Origin of the sequence: Caballeronia sp. LZ008 (assembly GCF_031451435.1) — a bacterium.
Taxonomy (GTDB): Bacteria; Pseudomonadota; Gammaproteobacteria; order Burkholderiales; family Burkholderiaceae; genus Caballeronia; species Caballeronia zhejiangensis.
The window spans coordinates 1,002,235-1,018,404 of the sequence record NZ_JARUXK010000003.1 but is presented as its reverse complement, the minus strand read 5'-3'; the positions used below and the strand labels follow the sequence as shown (position 1 = coordinate 1,018,404).

Below are 16,170 nucleotides of genomic sequence, written 5' to 3'. Positions count from 1 at the left end.
ATCGGCCTTCGGGTTTCGACGGTCGCTATCTCGCGGGGGCAAATGCGTACATGGAGGGATGGCCGGCGCAGGTCCATTGTTGATAGTTCTCCGACAACGCGATCTGAATGCAGTCGGCCAATTGCTGGGGCGCGGTCGGTGAAGCGAGTTCGACGAGGTCGAACGTTCTGGCGCTGAAGCATCCCTTTTCGAAACGAAGATAGAACGGCAGCATCAACGCATTGAATTGTCCGCCGATCCGGAATATTCCCCTGTGCACGCGCGCATTGCGACCGAGCAGGGAGACGCCAATGGTCTCCATCGGATAACTATGCATGCTGAATGGCGGAATATCGGCGAACAGCACGGCAACGCCATCGCGCTTCAGACGTCTTGCGAGACGAACCCCCAGGCCGACACGATTGGCGTCGCCGTAAGTGTATAAAACGGAGATGCCGGGTATGAGCGAGTGGTCATCGCCATACTGATCGCGCGGAACGCCCGAAACAACCGAAAGGGATGTCAGACCGAGCAACGCGGCGATCCGCTCGACAACGTAGATGTTTGCGTATTGCGAGACGTAGTGGAACGGCGATATGAATACCGGCCGGGATGGCTCGTTGCGCTTGAGCGCTTTGACCTGATCGGCCAAGGACTCCGCAATGGCGTCGAGGTCGGTCCACGATTCGCCGTTGCGAATGTAGCGGCCAAAGTAAATGCGCTGGTCAACGAGCGTTTCCAGCTGCGCCGCAAATTTCGCACGCCCCGCCTGCTTTTCAGGCAGACCGATGACGTTTCGGCCAATTTCCGCTCTGATATTTCCGTCCGCCCTGCACGTCGGGCTTAAGAGATGCTGGATTTTCGACATCGCAAAAGCGAAAGTTTCCAGCCTGCGTCTCGGAATGTGACCGATGAGCCCGTGGCATACACGATGCCGTTGCAAGGTAAGCCATTTCTTGAGTTGAAAACCTGCCGCGGCCATCCGAATTTACTTTCCTTAATTCGCAAGAAATTGAGGGTGAACTTTTAAGATTCACCCTCAATCACGTTCATCAAACAAATCGGCTAGATTCCGGATCGATGACGAGCATCGATATGGCGAACAGCATGGATTTGTGATGTGGCGAGAGACTTACGCGCGGTTCACGTAAATCACCACCGTCGACGTCGATCGCGACGCGGCCTTGGAAGATTTGCAACCGCCAGCCAATTGAACCGTAGCGAGCGCTTCACGATTGATTTTTTGCATTTCCCACTCCTTTAGTATGGAAATATAAGATTGCCGATATCATTCGGCTGCTTGTGCCAGTGTCCAAGCGATTTTGACCACCGTTTGGACATTGGAAACTCTGTGGATTCTTGCTTAAATGCGGACTGCGAGCGGTCCGCCACCGCTTGTCGACGTTTGCGTGACGCTGATGAACACGGTAGACGAAGAGGAGGATGAACTGCTTGCCCCCTTTTCTGCGCCGCCCGAAATTTGCATCTTTGCCAAGTCGTTCCTATCTACCTTTTGCATCGCTATCTCCTTATGAAGATCGAATTGAAACGAGCGAAATGTTCACTTATTTCGCCGAAAAAAAGCCAAGGCGTTGAGTTAGAAGATCTAATTGACTGTGTACAAGGATTCTATCGAACCTGTCAGCAAAATTTCAATGTCGATAATTCCTAAATAAAAGCATTTAGATTTATTTCTAACCGCTGCTGAATGGCAAGTACTAATCCTAGTTAATATCCGGGATATTGGAGTGTATTCAGTTGTATGTGAAATCCACGGTAGCAGTGGCGCTCACGGTACCGCCGGTTAATGTTCCGAGACGATAATATTGCGCCACCATGGGTATGGTCAGATTCCCGGCCCCGTCCGGCGTGCCTGCGCCCGTCGTAGCACCGAGGGTTATGGCCGTTCCCGTGGTGCCACCGGACTGCGCCGCCTTTAGCAGTTGCACGCCTACCTGCGTTGCAGTACCCGCGGTATTTTTCAGAACGCTGTTGACAGTATCTTGCGTGCCATTCACGGTCATCGACACGTTCGTTCCAGTAGCGCAGCCAGTCAATTGCAGATTGAATGCCTGCGGGCTTAGCGTGGCGCCGACCGACTGCTGGAAATCCGTGGTTTTGACCGTGCCTAGATTGATGGTCTTTGTTTTCGAAGCCGCGTCCACAGTGCATGTCGGGAAGATGATATTTCCGGTGAAATTCAGGGTTGCATCGGCTGCGAGCGTCGATCCGGCTCCGTTGAGCGCGCATATTGCGAAGAATAACTTGAGCGTCTTCATATAAGGTCTCCAGTAGTATCGAAGAAAGTTGAAAGGCTGTTTCGGCAGGCGCTCTATTGGTAGTTCACTGTCATCGTCATCGTCGAATTCGCGGGTCCGGCGGTTACGGCTCCGGTGCGGTAATAGCGCGCCGACATGGGGATGCTGTAATTCCCGCCGGTCGCACTGTTGAAACCAGCCATTGTTCGATATACGCCGAACTCGAAAACGGCGCCGGTGCTGTCGTACAGTTGGATACCGACGCCGCCGGCGGATGGACTTCCACCCAAGGCGGCTACATTGCTGAATCCCGGCACGGTGCCGTTCGATGCATCGATTCGGTATTGGACGCTATGAATGAGCCCTGCCGAAGTGCCGGGAATAGCCGTGCCACCGGGACAATTCAATAGCTGCGGACTGAAGGAAATGCTTTTGGTCGTCGAGCCCACGGCTGGGAAATCCGCCGGTTTATAAGTGCCCATGGATATGGAGACGTCCGGAGTCTGGCAGGTCAATACCGTAATCGCGACAGGATTGACGGTAATCGAAATAGGCGAGCCGACGATGCTGGCGGGCGGCAATGTTCCGGACAGCGTGCTGGAGATAAGCGCATACGCCTGGGCTACTGTTCCGCCCGTCATGGTGCCGGGTGTGATATCGCCGGTTTTCACCAATGCCGCGATAATCGATCCGCCATTGTTGTAGTTCGTTCCGTCAGCGTTGTTGTAATAGTAGTAGGGAAACGGATACGGACCGCCGGCCTTTCCATGCGCGGTCACGGTTCCTCCCATCGCGATACCGACGCCAGGCACGTTCGTCTGGTAGACGTTAAATGCTGTTCCGCTGTAGGAGACTGTCTGAGTGGTTTTGCTGCCGGCGCTGGATATCCCGCCGTAATAATAAGTGATGCCGGTATAGGTCAGGCCGCTTGAAGTGCAGGTCACCATGTTCGCCGTACTCAGGGATACCCACGGTGTCAGCTGAGCGCCGACCGGTAGATCTCGCGGGACGGCCACCGTCGAAGGGAATGCGGGCATCGCCAACGCTGAGTAGTTTGTATTGCACGTTGCCGAGGCCCACGCGCTACCCTGCAGCACCATCAAGACTGCGAAGCTTTGCGAGAGGCGCCTCGCAATAGCCGAAAGGATCTTTCTCGAAAGGTTCATGGAGTTGTAGTTGAATGACACAGAGGAAGATTCAATGGCACACGCCATTCGCGATCGAGATCAGATCCGGTCTGGATGCGATAGCTTTCTCGGAAGGCTGATACTGAATCGCGCATGACTGATTTGGCGCATCGCCCCATCTGACTTTGAGCTTTCCGGAGTCCTGCTTCAATCCTGTCGCGATGATGCGGCTGCCTTGCGCCACCGTCCCGACGATGTTGTCCTGCTCGTCAGTCACTTCCGCACCAAAAGGAAGTGGCTTGCCGTCCGCTTGAGTTGCGCGGATGAACGCGGATTTACCGATATTCTCCGTATCGAATTTGAGCGCCACTACCGCGCCCGCCGTCGGCGCCGTGCGTTGCACGGTCGACTTCAGCGCGACATTCATCGGCAATCCCTTCGGATCGATCTCGATGTCATTATTCGAGTAAGGTTGCAGGGACGATACGATTGCATGCCCCCAGGGATCGATACGAAGGCCTGCAGCATTCGCGACGCGCGCGCCTGCCGCATCCTTCGCTTCGACGACAGCCACGGTGTCGCTCATGTTGGGTGTAAAAGCGACGCCGCCACGCCACGCCACGATCCCGCCGGAAATACCTGCTCCAACCTGGTTGTAGTGGCGTCCGGTGCTTGCGTTGGCCGTCAATAGCGCGAACGGCGACGAATAGCCGATATTCGCGCCGCCGTTGAGCGCGCTGCCACCGTATGTGCCTCCGTCGGAATACGTACCGTTGACGCCGTAACTGAACGCATTGTCGTTGCCGAGCGTGCCCGAAATGGACTGCTGGACACTGGTGCTCTTATTACTCGTATCGTGCTGGACATAGGTGCTAGATTGAGGCGCGCGCGAGCCCAATCCCAGAGGCACTGATAGCGTCAGCATGATGCGGTTGTCCCACTTATTCGTTCCGACCTCGTACTGTCGGACGACCGATGCGCCATAAGTCATGCGCTTCCAGCTATTGCTATAGCCAATCTGGTATTGCGTATCGTGGTTTGCGCGATTCCAATAACTCGTGAGCGAACCCATCGCATAGAGATTACCGAATCGGCCGCCTTCTCCGAGACTCTGATTCAGCACGAACTGAAGACGGGACTTCTGCATTCCCGTCATTGCATCGGGGTGGCCGTCCTGATAGAGCTGACGTTGCTGCACGGCATCCGGCAGCGAAAAGAAACCGCTAGTCGAATACCGATAAGCAGCAATGGCAATATTGGTGCTCGTCGCTTCAAGCAGACGACTGTAGCTCAACCGTACACTGGTACCGTTGCGCGAGCCATAGCCTTTGAAACTGGCGCTCGCCTGCGTGACATCGAGGGCGACGGCGCCTATTTTCGTATTGAGCGCGGCCCCCAACATGCCGGAGACATACATGTCCGCGCCAATGAATCCGCCATAGACCGTGAGGAAATTGCTGAGACCGCGCTGAATCGTAAACTGCGAAACGAACGGGTGAATGTCGATGTTCGGATCGCGATATTCGCCGATCGTGGCACTGTAGCGAGTCATGCCGGCGCGCAACGAATTGACGGCCGCCGCATAGGGCACCGTGGAAATACGCTGGGAACCGTCGGCCTCGGTCACGATTACATCGAGATTGCCGCCGTAACCGGTCGGATAAAGGTCGTTGATTTCGAACGGCCCCGGCGGAACATTCGTTTCATAGATGATGTTTCCGTTCTGCCGAATCTGAACTCTTGCATTGCTGTTTGCGATGCCGCGCACGATAGGAGCATAGCCGCGTTGCGACTCCGGATACATCCGGTCGTCGGTTCCGAGCGTTACGCCGAGCACGCCATAACTGTCGAACAATGCGCCATCGGTGAAGGTATCGCCACCCGTCAACTGGCTCTTGATGTCCTTGAAGTCACGCTGCAGGTAGGTTTGAATCGTCTGATAATGCTGCCCGCTGACATTGTCATGCGTCAGATTGCCTTGGTAGCGGAATCGCCACGGGCCGGCATTGATCCCGCCGATCAGGCCGAGATACTGTGAGTCGTTATTGAACCCGCCGGATGAGCTGTGGTAGGTATTCGCGTTGTACTGGAGCGAAGCTGCAGGCACGCCTTCGTCCCAGAATTTCGGATCAACGTAACCGCGCGCTCTCGTATTCAACACGATTTGCGGAATACTGACTTCGAGACGCTGCTCGCCGCTATCGAATGATGCCGTGGCATCGGTTATCAGATCAGCGAGCGACGGACACGTTTTATCCGCGTCATCGAGTGCGGCCAATGCTTCGGGAGTCAATTTCCGGATGTCGACGCCGAATTGCGTCAAAAGATCGGACGTCATGCAGGGGTGCACGACGCCGTCACCGTTTTGGGGTCCACGAATCTCGATGCCGAGTTTGCCTTTCCACTCGTTGTTCACATAAGTGTCGGCACGATAGGTGCCGGGCAGGATTTCCTGCCCTTTGTTGAAGCGGGATATATCCACCTTTTCGCCGCTTCCCGATTCGAGAAACTGTTCGTTGAATTCGACGGCAGAATACTTCGTTGCGGCGTCGGCGTACGCATGCGAACTGGCACTCATGGCTGCGAGAGCTTGCAGAGTGACGAAGTACATCGGATTCAACTTGTGAACCGACGGGAAATTGCGGCGGTCTTTCATTTTCGATTCGATCAGCCAAACGTATGACAGCGTGTCTCACACACGTCATCGCACTACGCACGCGGAGATACTTTCCGGGATGAAACGTATAAAAACTTAGGAATGCGTCTTATCTGTTGAAGCAGAACCATACGAACTTAAGTGGCTCAGGGCGCAACGTCGGCTTCGCCGTTTTGCGGCCCGCCATAGTCATTGATGGCGGTATAGTTCACCTTGGATCCCTGACGGGGAAACGTCCCTTTCAAGGGAAACTTCTTTGTTTCGCCTGGCCCCACCATTCCACCTTGGTCGAAGGCGGCCACATTACTGCCTCGACCGAACTGGATTCGATCGAATGAGATGTGATAAGGCGTAGGGTTAGTCGCCTCGATCATGTTTTGATCGCCATCGTGTTTCAAATGCCAGATCACCTGAGCAGGCGCATCCGTGACTTGTCCTTTGAGCCCGTTAGGCCGGAAGAAGAACTTAATGCGCGTACGGAAAGCCAGTTGCAGTTGATTGGGGCTTGCTTCATCCCCGGTTGGCTTCGGCGGCACTTCGAGCACATTCAGATAGAAGAGGGATTCCTTGTCGGCAGGAAGCTCCTCACCGGCACTCATGATCCGCAAGGTTTGCGATTTACCCGGATCGATCCGCATGATGGGCGGCATGATGGTAAAAGGCACCTCGATGCTGTCGGGCTTCGCGTTCGGATCGCCCCGGTCGATCCATACCTTGGTCAACCCCGGGAGTTTTCCGTTGTTTGTTAATTTGACGGTAACTTCGGAATCGTTCTGGTTATAAACGATTCGCGTACCGGCAATCACCACGGATGCAATGGCGGTCGGGGCGAATGCAGCGATCGACAGGCAGATCGTTGCGAAGGTAAGTGTCTTGCGGATCAGTTTCATTGCGCGAAGAAATTCAATGCCACATTCGATTGGAAAAGCGGGGCAGCCGCCCCGCTTCCCGACCTCCCTGACAACTGAGAGGTCCCGGTGCTTATCGACTTATTGATAATCGATGCTGTACACGACAGACGAATTGGCCGCGCCGGCAGTCGTGGCGCCCGTTGCGTAGTATTCAGCCTGGTAGTACAGCGTCGCTGCGCCGCTCGAGATATCGGCCGCTTTGGAGTTCTGCAGATCGGTCGAAAAGCCGGCCTTGATCTGGGAACCGTCGCTGTTGTTGATTTGCAGCTTGACGTTTTGAGCGCCGCCTGGCGCGACGATAAGACGTCCATCGACCGGATCGACGGTGGCGCCCGCCTCATAGAAGACCGAAGCCTTGCTGGTCGACGTTACCGGCGTGCATTTGGACAACGCGATATGGTAGGAAGTGGCGCCTGCCGTATCGCCCGATTTCGTCAAGGCATTCGTGGACAGCGTCGGAAGATTGACCGTAAAGTCTTTGGACGACGTGTCATTACCATTGATTTCACATGTCGAAGCCGTCAAGGCTCCATTGAACGTGATCGTTCCATCAGCTGCGAGAGCGCTACCTGCAGTAGCTCCCAAAATAGCGGCCATCAAAGTGGAAATAGCGAAAGACTTCATAAAGCAATGCTCCCAGGAATGTTTGGTTTCAGCATATGGCCGTGGAGGGGCCTCCGGAATTCCGGATCGTTAAAGACGTTGGATTCATACTGATGCAACGAACTTGCACTGGACGAGAGTCGTAAAGGTGGGTTATCTGGGGATAACGTGCCTTCTCGAATCCTGCGATCCCAGGCCAAATGCTGGAAACGGATATTAAGGGTTCCAAATGAAAATAGAAAGTCTGGAAATCCTAAATAATTATCCGTTAATAAATGCCTTAAAGCAGTAGTTAGAAATAATTCTAAAGCCGCATTTAGAACAATTTCTAACTTGGTATTTGAAACTGATTTTGGCCCGGCCGCTGGGCGCTTGCGCAGACTAAATCGAATCAGGCGGAGAATTTAGATTATTTCCTAACGCAGTTCCCGAGATTCCGAACTCGATGGCAATCTTTGGCTTATCGCGTGGTCCGCAACGCCATGCCGCCCTCGGTCAGGCTTCTGAGTTCGTCGAGCAGACGCGCGGCTGGACGCGGCAGTATCCCGTCGCGGCGCTGAAACGCTGTCAATGTTCTGGCGGCGCGAACGCCCGGAATAGGCAGAGTCCCCATGATCCCTGCCTTGCTTTCGGAGTCGTACATCGGTTCCGGCATCCAGCTCAGAAACGAGCATTCGGCTACCAGACTTTTAAGCACGGTCACCGAGCGCGTCCGGACGGCAATATCCGGCATGTCGAGGTTGCGAGAGAGAAAAGTCTCTCGCATGTGTTCATAAGGGGCTGTACCTTTGGGCGGGATGGCCCACCGCGCGGTCAATGTGTCGGCGAGAGCGAGCTTGGGTTTCTTGCGCAATGGATGGCTGAAAGCTGCTACGACGAAGCTGTTGTCCTCCCATCGGCAGTCAGGTACGGCCACGATCTCGTCGCTGTCATTAGTGGCCGTGCTTAGAGCGAGGTCGATCTCGTAATTGATGAGCCCCTCGGCAAGGCGGTCCCACACGCCTTCGATGATTTCGACGTGCAAGTTGCCCCATTTCTCCAAGACACGATCGACCGCCAAAGGAAGGAAGTGGGCGGCGAGACTGCCAACCGCTCCCACCTTGATCGTTCCTTTGGCGAGTCCGCGCATCGCGTCGATCTCTTCGCGCGCATTTTCTGCCTCCCGCAATAGAAGCTGAGCATGCGGCAGCAAGGCAGCGCCAATATCCGTCAACTGCATGCCTTTGACGTGCCGCTCAAAGAGCGGCGCGCCCACATCTTCCTCCAGGCGCTTGATCGTTCGACTGAGTGCTGGCTGAGTCACATTGAGCGATGCTGCGGCCCTTCCGAGGCTGCCGGACGACACGATGGTCGTAAAAGCATGCAATTGATGGAGGTTGTAGCTCATGAGTTCGTTGGGGTGTTCCCTAGGGACACTGGCCTAGGGCATTGGCCATCAACTCAAATTGGGCTTGGAAAAGAGCATCAAAAACAGCCACTTACTTCAACATATGACATTTCGCAAAAGCTCCGAGCCTTTACCTGAAGGTAAAGGGTTCCGCGCAAAAAAGCAATATTCAAGCATGTCTCGGAAATCCATACTCGTTTCACCGAAGAGCAGAAACGCTCTTGAACCAAAGAGGAATCGCAATGACAGGCAGCGACAAACAAGGCGAAGGAAGCAGTCCGTCGACACAAGCCACCGTCAGGGATGTCGTCATTAAGCTCGTGCGCGAACTGGGGATGACGTCGATCTTTGCTAACCCTGGATCGACGGAGCTTCCAATGTTTCGGGACTTCCCTGCCGACTTCCGATACGTCCTGGGCTTACAAGAAGCGGCAGTCGTCGGGATGGCCGATGGCTATGCGCAAGCAACTGGAAACGCAGCGTTAGTGAACCTTCATTCTGCGGCCGGCGTCGGCAACGCGATGGGCAATATCTTCACGGCATTCAAGAATCAGACTCCGCTCGTTATCACGGCGGGTCAACAAGCCCGTTCGATCTTGCCGTTCGACCCGTTCCTTTCCGCCGCACAGGCAGTCGAGTTGCCCAAGCCATACGTGAAGTGGGCGATCGAACCCGCGCGTGCGCAAGACGTGCCGCGCGCGCTGGAGCGCGCGTATCACATCGCAATGCAGGAGCCGCGTGGGCCTGTCTTCGTTTCAATTCCCGTGGATGACTGGGACCAGCCTGCGGAGTTTCATGAGCGCGCGACTGTCAGCAACTCGGTTCGTCCCGACCCGGAGGCATTGGCGAAACTCGGCGCAGCGTTGGACGCATCGAGAACGCCGGCTCTCGTGGTAGGTGCGGGAGTCGACCGGGCGGGCGCATGGAAGGAAGTCGTTCAGCTGGCCGAGAGACATAACGCACGCGTCTTTGTCGCGCCGATGAGCGCGCGTTGTTCGTTCCCCGAGGACCATCGACTTTTCGCGGGATTTTTCCCCGCGATGCGTGAAAAGATCGTCTCGCTGCTCGATGGGCATGACGTCGTTTGCGTCCTTGGCGCGCCTGCCTTTTCGTATCACGTCGAAGGTACAGGCCCGCACGTGCCGGCGGGCGCGGCGCTTTATCAACTCATCGACGACCCCAACGTCGCGGCGTGGACGCCCGGAGGGGTTGCGGTGGTCGGCAACGTCCGCCTCGGCTTGCTTGACTTGCTTGCGCGTGCGGCGCCAGACACGCGTCCTTTGCCTGAGCCTCGGCCAAGAGCACCTCGTGCCGAGCCGTCGCCCGTGATGTCGGTCGCCTTCGCGCTGCAAACCCTCGCGGAGGTTCGCGATCCGAACGACGTTGTCGTTGAAGAGGCACCGAGTTCTCGCCCGGCCATGCAACGGTATCTGCCGTTCACAAAGAGCAATACGTTTTTCACGATGGCTAGCGGCGGCTTGGGCTACGGCATGCCTGCAGCGGTCGGCGTCGCGCTCGCTCTTCCCGATCGCAAAGTGATTGGATTGATCGGAGATGGCTCGAGCATGTACTCGATCCAGGCGATCTATAGCGCGGTGCAGATGCGTCTGCCGATCACGTTCGTCATTCTGAACAACCAGCGCTATGCCGCGCTTCAAGAGTTTGCGCCGGTGTTTGGATTCGCTTCCGACGACGCTGTTCAGGGCACTGATCTTCCCGGCTTGGATTTCGTGTCGCTTGCCCAGGGCATGGGTTGTAAAGGTCTCCGTGTCGCGAACGCCGCGGAGCTCGCGGACAAGTTGAAGGAAGCCCTCGAGGCGGGCGAGCCACGTCTTGTCGAGGTCGTGATTGCCTGAAGGGCCTACAGGAAAAGAGAAACATAAGGCGGAGACTATGAAGACGATTTCGATGCTTATCAACGGAGCGCATGTCGGCGCGAGCAATGGCGCGACATTCCAACGTTCTAACCCCTTGGATCAGGACGTCGCAAGCGTGGCCCCTGCGTGTACGCTGGACGACGTTCGTGATGCAGTGGATTCAGCTGCCGTCGCGTTTGCTCATTGGTCTCAGCAGGGCCCGACCCAGCGTCGTTCCTATCTCCTTAGCGCGGCGCAAGCGCTCGAAGCGAAGGCGGAGGCGTTTGCTTCCGCGATGGCGGCCGAAACGGGCGCTTCGCGCATCTGGGCCGACTTCAATGTGCGATTGGCCGCTGACGGCCTGCGGGAGGCAGCGTCACTGACCACGCAAATTTCAGGCGAAGTCATTCCGTCCGACGTCCCCGGCAGCGTGGCGATGGCGGTTCGGCAACCCGCAGGCGTATGCCTCGGGATTGCGCCGTGGAATGCGCCTGTCATCCTTGGCGTGCGTGCGGTTGCGCTTCCACTCGCTTGCGGTAACACGGTGGTACTGAAGGGCTCGGAAATCTGCCCGGCGACGCACGCACTCATTGCGGAAGCCTTCATGGATGCTGGATTGCCCGCAGGCGTCGTCAACTTCGTCACGAACGCGCCTGCCGATGCAGGTCCGGTTGTCGAAGCGCTGATTTCGCATCCGGCTATCCGACGTGTCAATTTCACGGGCTCGACAAAGGTCGGGAAAATCATCGCGGAAAGCTGCGCACGGCATCTCAAACCGTCTGTTCTCGAACTGGGCGGAAAGGCCCCGCTGATCGTGCTCGACGACGCCGACATAGCGGCAGCGGTCGATGCTGCCGCTTTCGGCGCCTTCGCGAATTCAGGACAAATCTGCATGTCCACCGAGCGCATCATCGTCGATCGCGCGATCGCCGACGAGTTTGTTCTTCAGCTCGGTGAAAAGGCTAAGACGCTGCCGCTCGGCGACCCTCGAAAGGGGCCGGTCGTGTTGGGCTCCGTTGTCGATATGGCGACGGTACAACGATGCAACGCCTTGATCGATGACGCCTTGCACAAAGGCGCGACGATGGTCTGCGGGGGAAAAGCAGAGAACACGCTTATGCCTGCAACGCTCGTCGATAACGTTGGACCGAACATGCGGATCTACAACGAAGAGACGTTTGGCCCTGTCAAGGCAATCGTGCGCGTCGACGGCGAAGAAGAAGCGATTCGATGCGCTAACGATAACGAATACGGTCTCGCTGCGGCCGTGTTCAGTCGCGATGTCGCGCGCGCGATGCGGGTGGCCAGCCGCATCCAATCCGGGATTTGCCACGTCAACGGGCCAACCGTCCACGACGAAGCGCAGATGCCGTTTGGAGGCGTCAAAGGTAGTGGCTTTGGCCACTTCGGCGGACAGGCAGGCATTGCCGCTTTTACCGACTTGCGCTGGGTCACTGTGCAAACGTCGCCGCGACACTATCCGTTCTGAGTTACGTCCCTGTCACCCTCGTCAACTCGTTCGACAACTCAGGTAAGACCGCAGCCGCGGTCGACATGTCAACTATGGAAATCGCCGTACTCGGTGCAGGAGCGATGGGGTCGTTGTTCGGCGGCCGCCTGGCGGAAGCCGGTCACTCAGTCACGCTGATCGACATCAATCAACCGCATCTGGACGCTATCGGTGCGAAGGGCCTCCGCTTGGAGATGGATGACGATACTCGCGCAATCACGAACATCAACGCGATACGACCCGAAGCTACCGATAAACCGCCTGACTTGCTGTTGCTCTTCACGAAGTCGATGCACACGCGCGCGGCCTTGTCCGGCATCGAGCATCTGCTCGGCGAGACAACCGCCGTGCTCACGCTGCAAAACGGACTCGGGAACGTCGAAGCGATTCGAGACTTCGTGCCGCTCTCCAACGTGCTTGTTGGCGTTACCACGTGGCCAGCGGACCTTGTCGGTCCTGGCTCGGTGAGCAGTCACGGCGAAGGGAGAATTCGCATGATGAGCGCCGACGGTGAACGCACTTCCCAAGTCAATGCCGTCGCCGAGGCTCTGAATTCCGCCGGATTGAATTGTCAGATCGACGACAACGTCTGGGCAGCTATCTGGGAAAAGGTGGCGTTCAACGCTGCGCTCAACAGCATCTGTGCGGTCACTGGAACGACGGTGGACCAGCTTGGACTGCTGGAGGACAGCAAGAGCCTGGCACTGACCGTGGCCGCCGAGGTCATCGCAGTGGCGAACGTCAGCGGCGTTTCCGCGGATCTGAGCGTGTGCTCGACAAACATCGTTCATGCGATCGAACAGCACAAGGGGCACAAGCCGTCGATGCTGCAAGACGTTCTGGCCCGGCGAAAGACAGAGATCGAAGGCATCAACGGCGCAGTCGTTGAAGTGGCCCGCAGCATCAACGTGTCCGTTCCGCACACGGAGACATTGGCAAAGCTCGTCAGGCTTATCGACGCGCGAAACGCATCAGCCGTTGCGAAGTAGGTAGCCGCGGGCACGTCAACCGAGAACAACAAACGTCCGCGATCATGCATCAAAAGACGCGCCGATCAACCCGGCGCAGCGTACCCAGGAGACATCGCCATGAAGATATGTTTTGCCATGCTCCCGCGCGACGTCGCGGACCTTGTTGCAATCGACAGACCATCGAATGTGTGCGCGGAGGTCGAGCAATGAATCCGCAGACCTTCAGCGCTTCGAAGACTGCTGACATTGGCAGTCTTCTCGACGACGGCCCCTTTACGCTCATTCAGAAGTTCGTCGTTTGCCTGGCCGCACTGTCCATCATCATGGACGGCTTCGATGGCCAGCTCATCGGTTACGCCATTCCCACCATCATCAAAGAATGGGGCATAACGCGCAATGCGTTCGCGCCGGCCGTGGCGGCGGGTCTGGTTGGCATGGGCGTCGGGAGCGCGTGCGCTGGCTTGTTCGCCGACAGGTTTGGCCGGCGCTGGGCGCTCATCGGTAGCGTCGTGGTGTTCGGCGCGGCAACCTGCGCCATCGGGCTTGCGCAAGACATACCGATGATCGCCGCGCTTCGCTTTATCGCGGGCCTGGGCATCGGCGGAGCGCTTCCCAGTGCCACGACGATGACCGCAGAGTTCACCCCGGCACGTCGCCGCACGCTCGCCGTCACGTCTACCATCGTTTGCGTGCCGCTCGGGGGCATGCTTGCTGGGTTCTTCGCCGGTGCCGTCTTGCCGACCTTCGGTTGGCGTGGCTTGTTCTTCATCGGTGGCACGATCCCCTTGGCCCTTGGCATTCTGCTGTTTTTCGTGTTCCCGGAGTCTCCCCGCTTTCTCGCTCGCAAGGAACAGCGCTGGACCGAGTTGCGTGCGCTCCTTGCGAGAATGTCGCGGCCGATTAGTGCGCAGACGACTTTCGTCGACGCCGCCGAGCAAAGGCTCGAACAACGCGACGGCTTCGGGTCGCTCTTCGAGCCGGCTCAGCGACGTAACACGATTGCTATCTGGAGTGCGTTTTTCATGTGCCTGCTCGCGGTCTACGCCGCCTTTAGCTGGCTGCCGACCATGCTCGCATCCGAAGGTCTTCCCGTGGCACTTGCCGGTTCGGGCCTGACCGCATATAACCTCGGCGGCGTCTTCGGGGCACTCATCTGCGCCTTGGCCATCACGCGCTTTGGTTCGCGTTGGCCGCTCCTGGTGTGCTGCGCCGGAGGATGTGCGAGCGCCTTTTTTCTGCGAGGCGTTGATGTGGCGAGTCACACGAGCCTCTTGGTTATCGGTCTGGGCGTCCACGGTCTCTTCGTCAATGCAGTTCAGTCGACGATGTACGCCTTGTGTGCGTATGTCTATCCGACTCGCGTGAGAGCAACCGGCCTCGCTTCGGCGCTCGCGTTTGGACGACTCGGTGCGATCCTCAGCGCATTCGCTGGCGCCGTCGTCATCACCGTGGGCGGAGCGTCCCTCTATCTCGCGATGCTCGGGGTCGCCATGCTGTTGGTACTGATCTCGCTGTCGCAGGTCAGAAACCATATCCCGGCGCTTCGTCAGAAGCGGCTGGTCACGCAAGTCGTCACTGAGTAGCGCGAGGTCGGCGACTGGCATGAGCGGCGCATTCTCGCTCCGTCTGCCAGTCGCAACTGCGGTTGGTCTTCCTCTGTCGTCGCTCGACGGCCCGTGACACACGCCAAGAAATTGCTTTCTTCCCCACGTTTCCAGTTCGGTCAAGCAAGACACAATCATGGCAAGAGCGTTTCCCCATATCTTCTCCGTCGGTGACTATCGTTCCGCGGCTCGGCGTCGGTTGCCGAGGATGGTATTCGACTATCTCGAAGGCGGGGCCGACGACGAGTCCGGCCTGACGCACAATCGTGCCGCCTTTGACAAGTGGGAATTGCGTCCGCGGCGTCTTGTCGATGTGAGCGAGCGTGTGCAGTCTACCGAGCTTCTGGGGAGACAAATTTCGTCGCCGCTCGTGATCGCGCCGACAGGTCTGAATAGTGCGTTCTGGCCCGACGGAGATCTTGCGCTTGCACGGGCTGCAAGCAAGGCTGGAATCCCGTTCGCACTCTCTACCGCGTCGAACATGTCGATCGAGGCGGTAGCAAGGGGAGCGGACGGAGACTTGTGGTTCCAGTTATACGTAGTACACCGGAATGTGGCGAAGAGCTTGGTCTCGAGAGCGCGAGAGGCTCGTTATTCGACGTTGATCCTGACCACGGACGTCGCGGTAAATGGATTCCGGCAGCGCGATCTGCGAAACGGGTTTGCTATGCCATTCAAAGTCACTCCACGAGGCGCTCTCGATGGCATTTCGCATCCCCGTTGGCTGTGGTCCTACCTGACGAATGGTATGCCGCAGTTGAAGAACTTCGCGACCGATGACGCCTCTGATACCGCCTCCCAGGCTGCGGTGCTGCGGCGGGAAATGGACGCGAGCTTTAGCTGGGACGACCTCCGTCGCTTGCGCGACGACTGGCCCGGAAAGCTGCTCGTCAAGGGGGTCGTGACGGCTGAAGATGCCGCGCGATGCGTGGAAATCGGCGCCGACGGTGTCATAGTCTCGAATCATGGCGGACGACAGCTCGCGGATCTTCCTGCGCCGATCGACGCATTGCCGGGCATCTCCGATGCGACGCCGACCACCGATCTCATTCTGGACAGTGGTATCCGAAGAGGGGCCGATGTGGTGAAGGCGGTCGCATTGGGCGCGACGGCCGTGATGCTTGGGCGCGCCACTTTGTACGGGCTCTCCGCGAAAGGCGAGGCCGGTGTGTCCGATGTCATCGCGATGATCAAAGAGGAAATCGACCGGACCCTCGCCCTCATCGGGTCCAGTTCGATAATGGAAGTCAATCGGAGTTGTGTCGCTCGGCGGCCATTGTAGCGGAGGGGGGCAGCCATCGGTTCACC

12 protein-coding genes are annotated in these 16,170 nt (G+C 57.4%); 5 read left to right on the top strand and 7 right to left on the bottom strand.

Annotation, left to right across the window (positions count from 1 at the left end):
- Positions 1-25 precede the first annotated feature (25 nt).
- The 7 genes from QCE49_RS23610 to QCE49_RS23580 form a co-directional block, all read right to left on the bottom strand.
- Positions 26-961, bottom strand: coding sequence for a hypothetical protein (locus tag QCE49_RS23610; protein ID WP_250457539.1), 936 nt, complete (start codon positions 959-961; stop codon positions 26-28).
- Positions 962-1,733: 772 nt separating this feature from the next.
- On the bottom strand, positions 1,734-2,258 hold the full coding sequence (locus QCE49_RS23605) for a fimbrial protein (protein WP_250457538.1): 525 nt from the start codon (positions 2,256-2,258) through the stop codon (positions 1,734-1,736).
- A gap of 53 nt (positions 2,259-2,311) precedes the next feature.
- Positions 2,312-3,184, bottom strand: coding sequence for a fimbrial protein (locus QCE49_RS23600; RefSeq protein ID WP_250457537.1), 873 nt, complete (start codon positions 3,182-3,184; stop codon positions 2,312-2,314).
- A 250-nt stretch (positions 3,185-3,434) separates the two neighbouring features.
- A complete protein-coding gene (locus QCE49_RS23595) occupies positions 3,435-6,020 on the bottom strand; it encodes a fimbria/pilus outer membrane usher protein (RefSeq protein ID WP_250457536.1) in 2,586 nt (861 codons plus the stop codon).
- A 146-nt stretch (positions 6,021-6,166) separates the two neighbouring features.
- Entirely contained in the window at positions 6,167-6,910 is a 744-nt protein-coding gene (locus tag QCE49_RS23590; RefSeq protein WP_250457535.1) for a fimbria/pilus periplasmic chaperone, read from the bottom strand.
- 99 nt (positions 6,911-7,009) lie between these two features.
- Positions 7,010-7,555, bottom strand: coding sequence for a fimbrial protein (locus tag QCE49_RS23585; protein WP_175982605.1), 546 nt, complete (start codon positions 7,553-7,555; stop codon positions 7,010-7,012).
- A gap of 439 nt (positions 7,556-7,994) precedes the next feature.
- Complete coding sequence (locus tag QCE49_RS23580; protein ID WP_008348956.1) at positions 7,995-8,921, bottom strand: LysR family transcriptional regulator; 927 nt, start codon at positions 8,919-8,921, stop codon at positions 7,995-7,997.
- A gap of 242 nt (positions 8,922-9,163) precedes the next feature.
- Between QCE49_RS23580 and mdlC the strand changes: the two genes are divergently transcribed.
- From mdlC to QCE49_RS23555, 5 genes are all read left to right on the top strand, one after another.
- Positions 9,164-10,777, top strand: a complete 1,614-nt coding sequence (gene mdlC / locus QCE49_RS23575) for a benzoylformate decarboxylase (protein ID WP_250457534.1) — start codon at positions 9,164-9,166, stop codon at positions 10,775-10,777.
- A gap of 37 nt (positions 10,778-10,814) precedes the next feature.
- The gene (locus tag QCE49_RS23570) at positions 10,815-12,266 is read left to right on the top strand and encodes an aldehyde dehydrogenase (protein WP_008348953.1); all 1,452 of its coding nucleotides are present in this window, start codon (positions 10,815-10,817) and stop codon (positions 12,264-12,266) included.
- A gap of 74 nt (positions 12,267-12,340) precedes the next feature.
- The gene (locus tag QCE49_RS23565; protein ID WP_279613062.1) at positions 12,341-13,276 is read left to right on the top strand and encodes a ketopantoate reductase family protein; all 936 of its coding nucleotides are present in this window, start codon (positions 12,341-12,343) and stop codon (positions 13,274-13,276) included.
- A 188-nt stretch (positions 13,277-13,464) separates the two neighbouring features.
- Positions 13,465-14,841 (top strand): MFS transporter, encoded by a 1,377-nt coding sequence (locus tag QCE49_RS23560; protein WP_250457533.1) that lies wholly within the window; start codon positions 13,465-13,467, stop codon positions 14,839-14,841.
- Between the two features lie 157 nt (positions 14,842-14,998).
- Positions 14,999-16,144: an alpha-hydroxy-acid oxidizing protein gene (locus QCE49_RS23555; RefSeq protein ID WP_250457532.1), complete on the top strand. Its 1,146-nt coding sequence runs from the start codon at positions 14,999-15,001 to the stop codon at positions 16,142-16,144.
- The last annotated feature ends 26 nt before the right edge of the window (positions 16,145-16,170 follow it).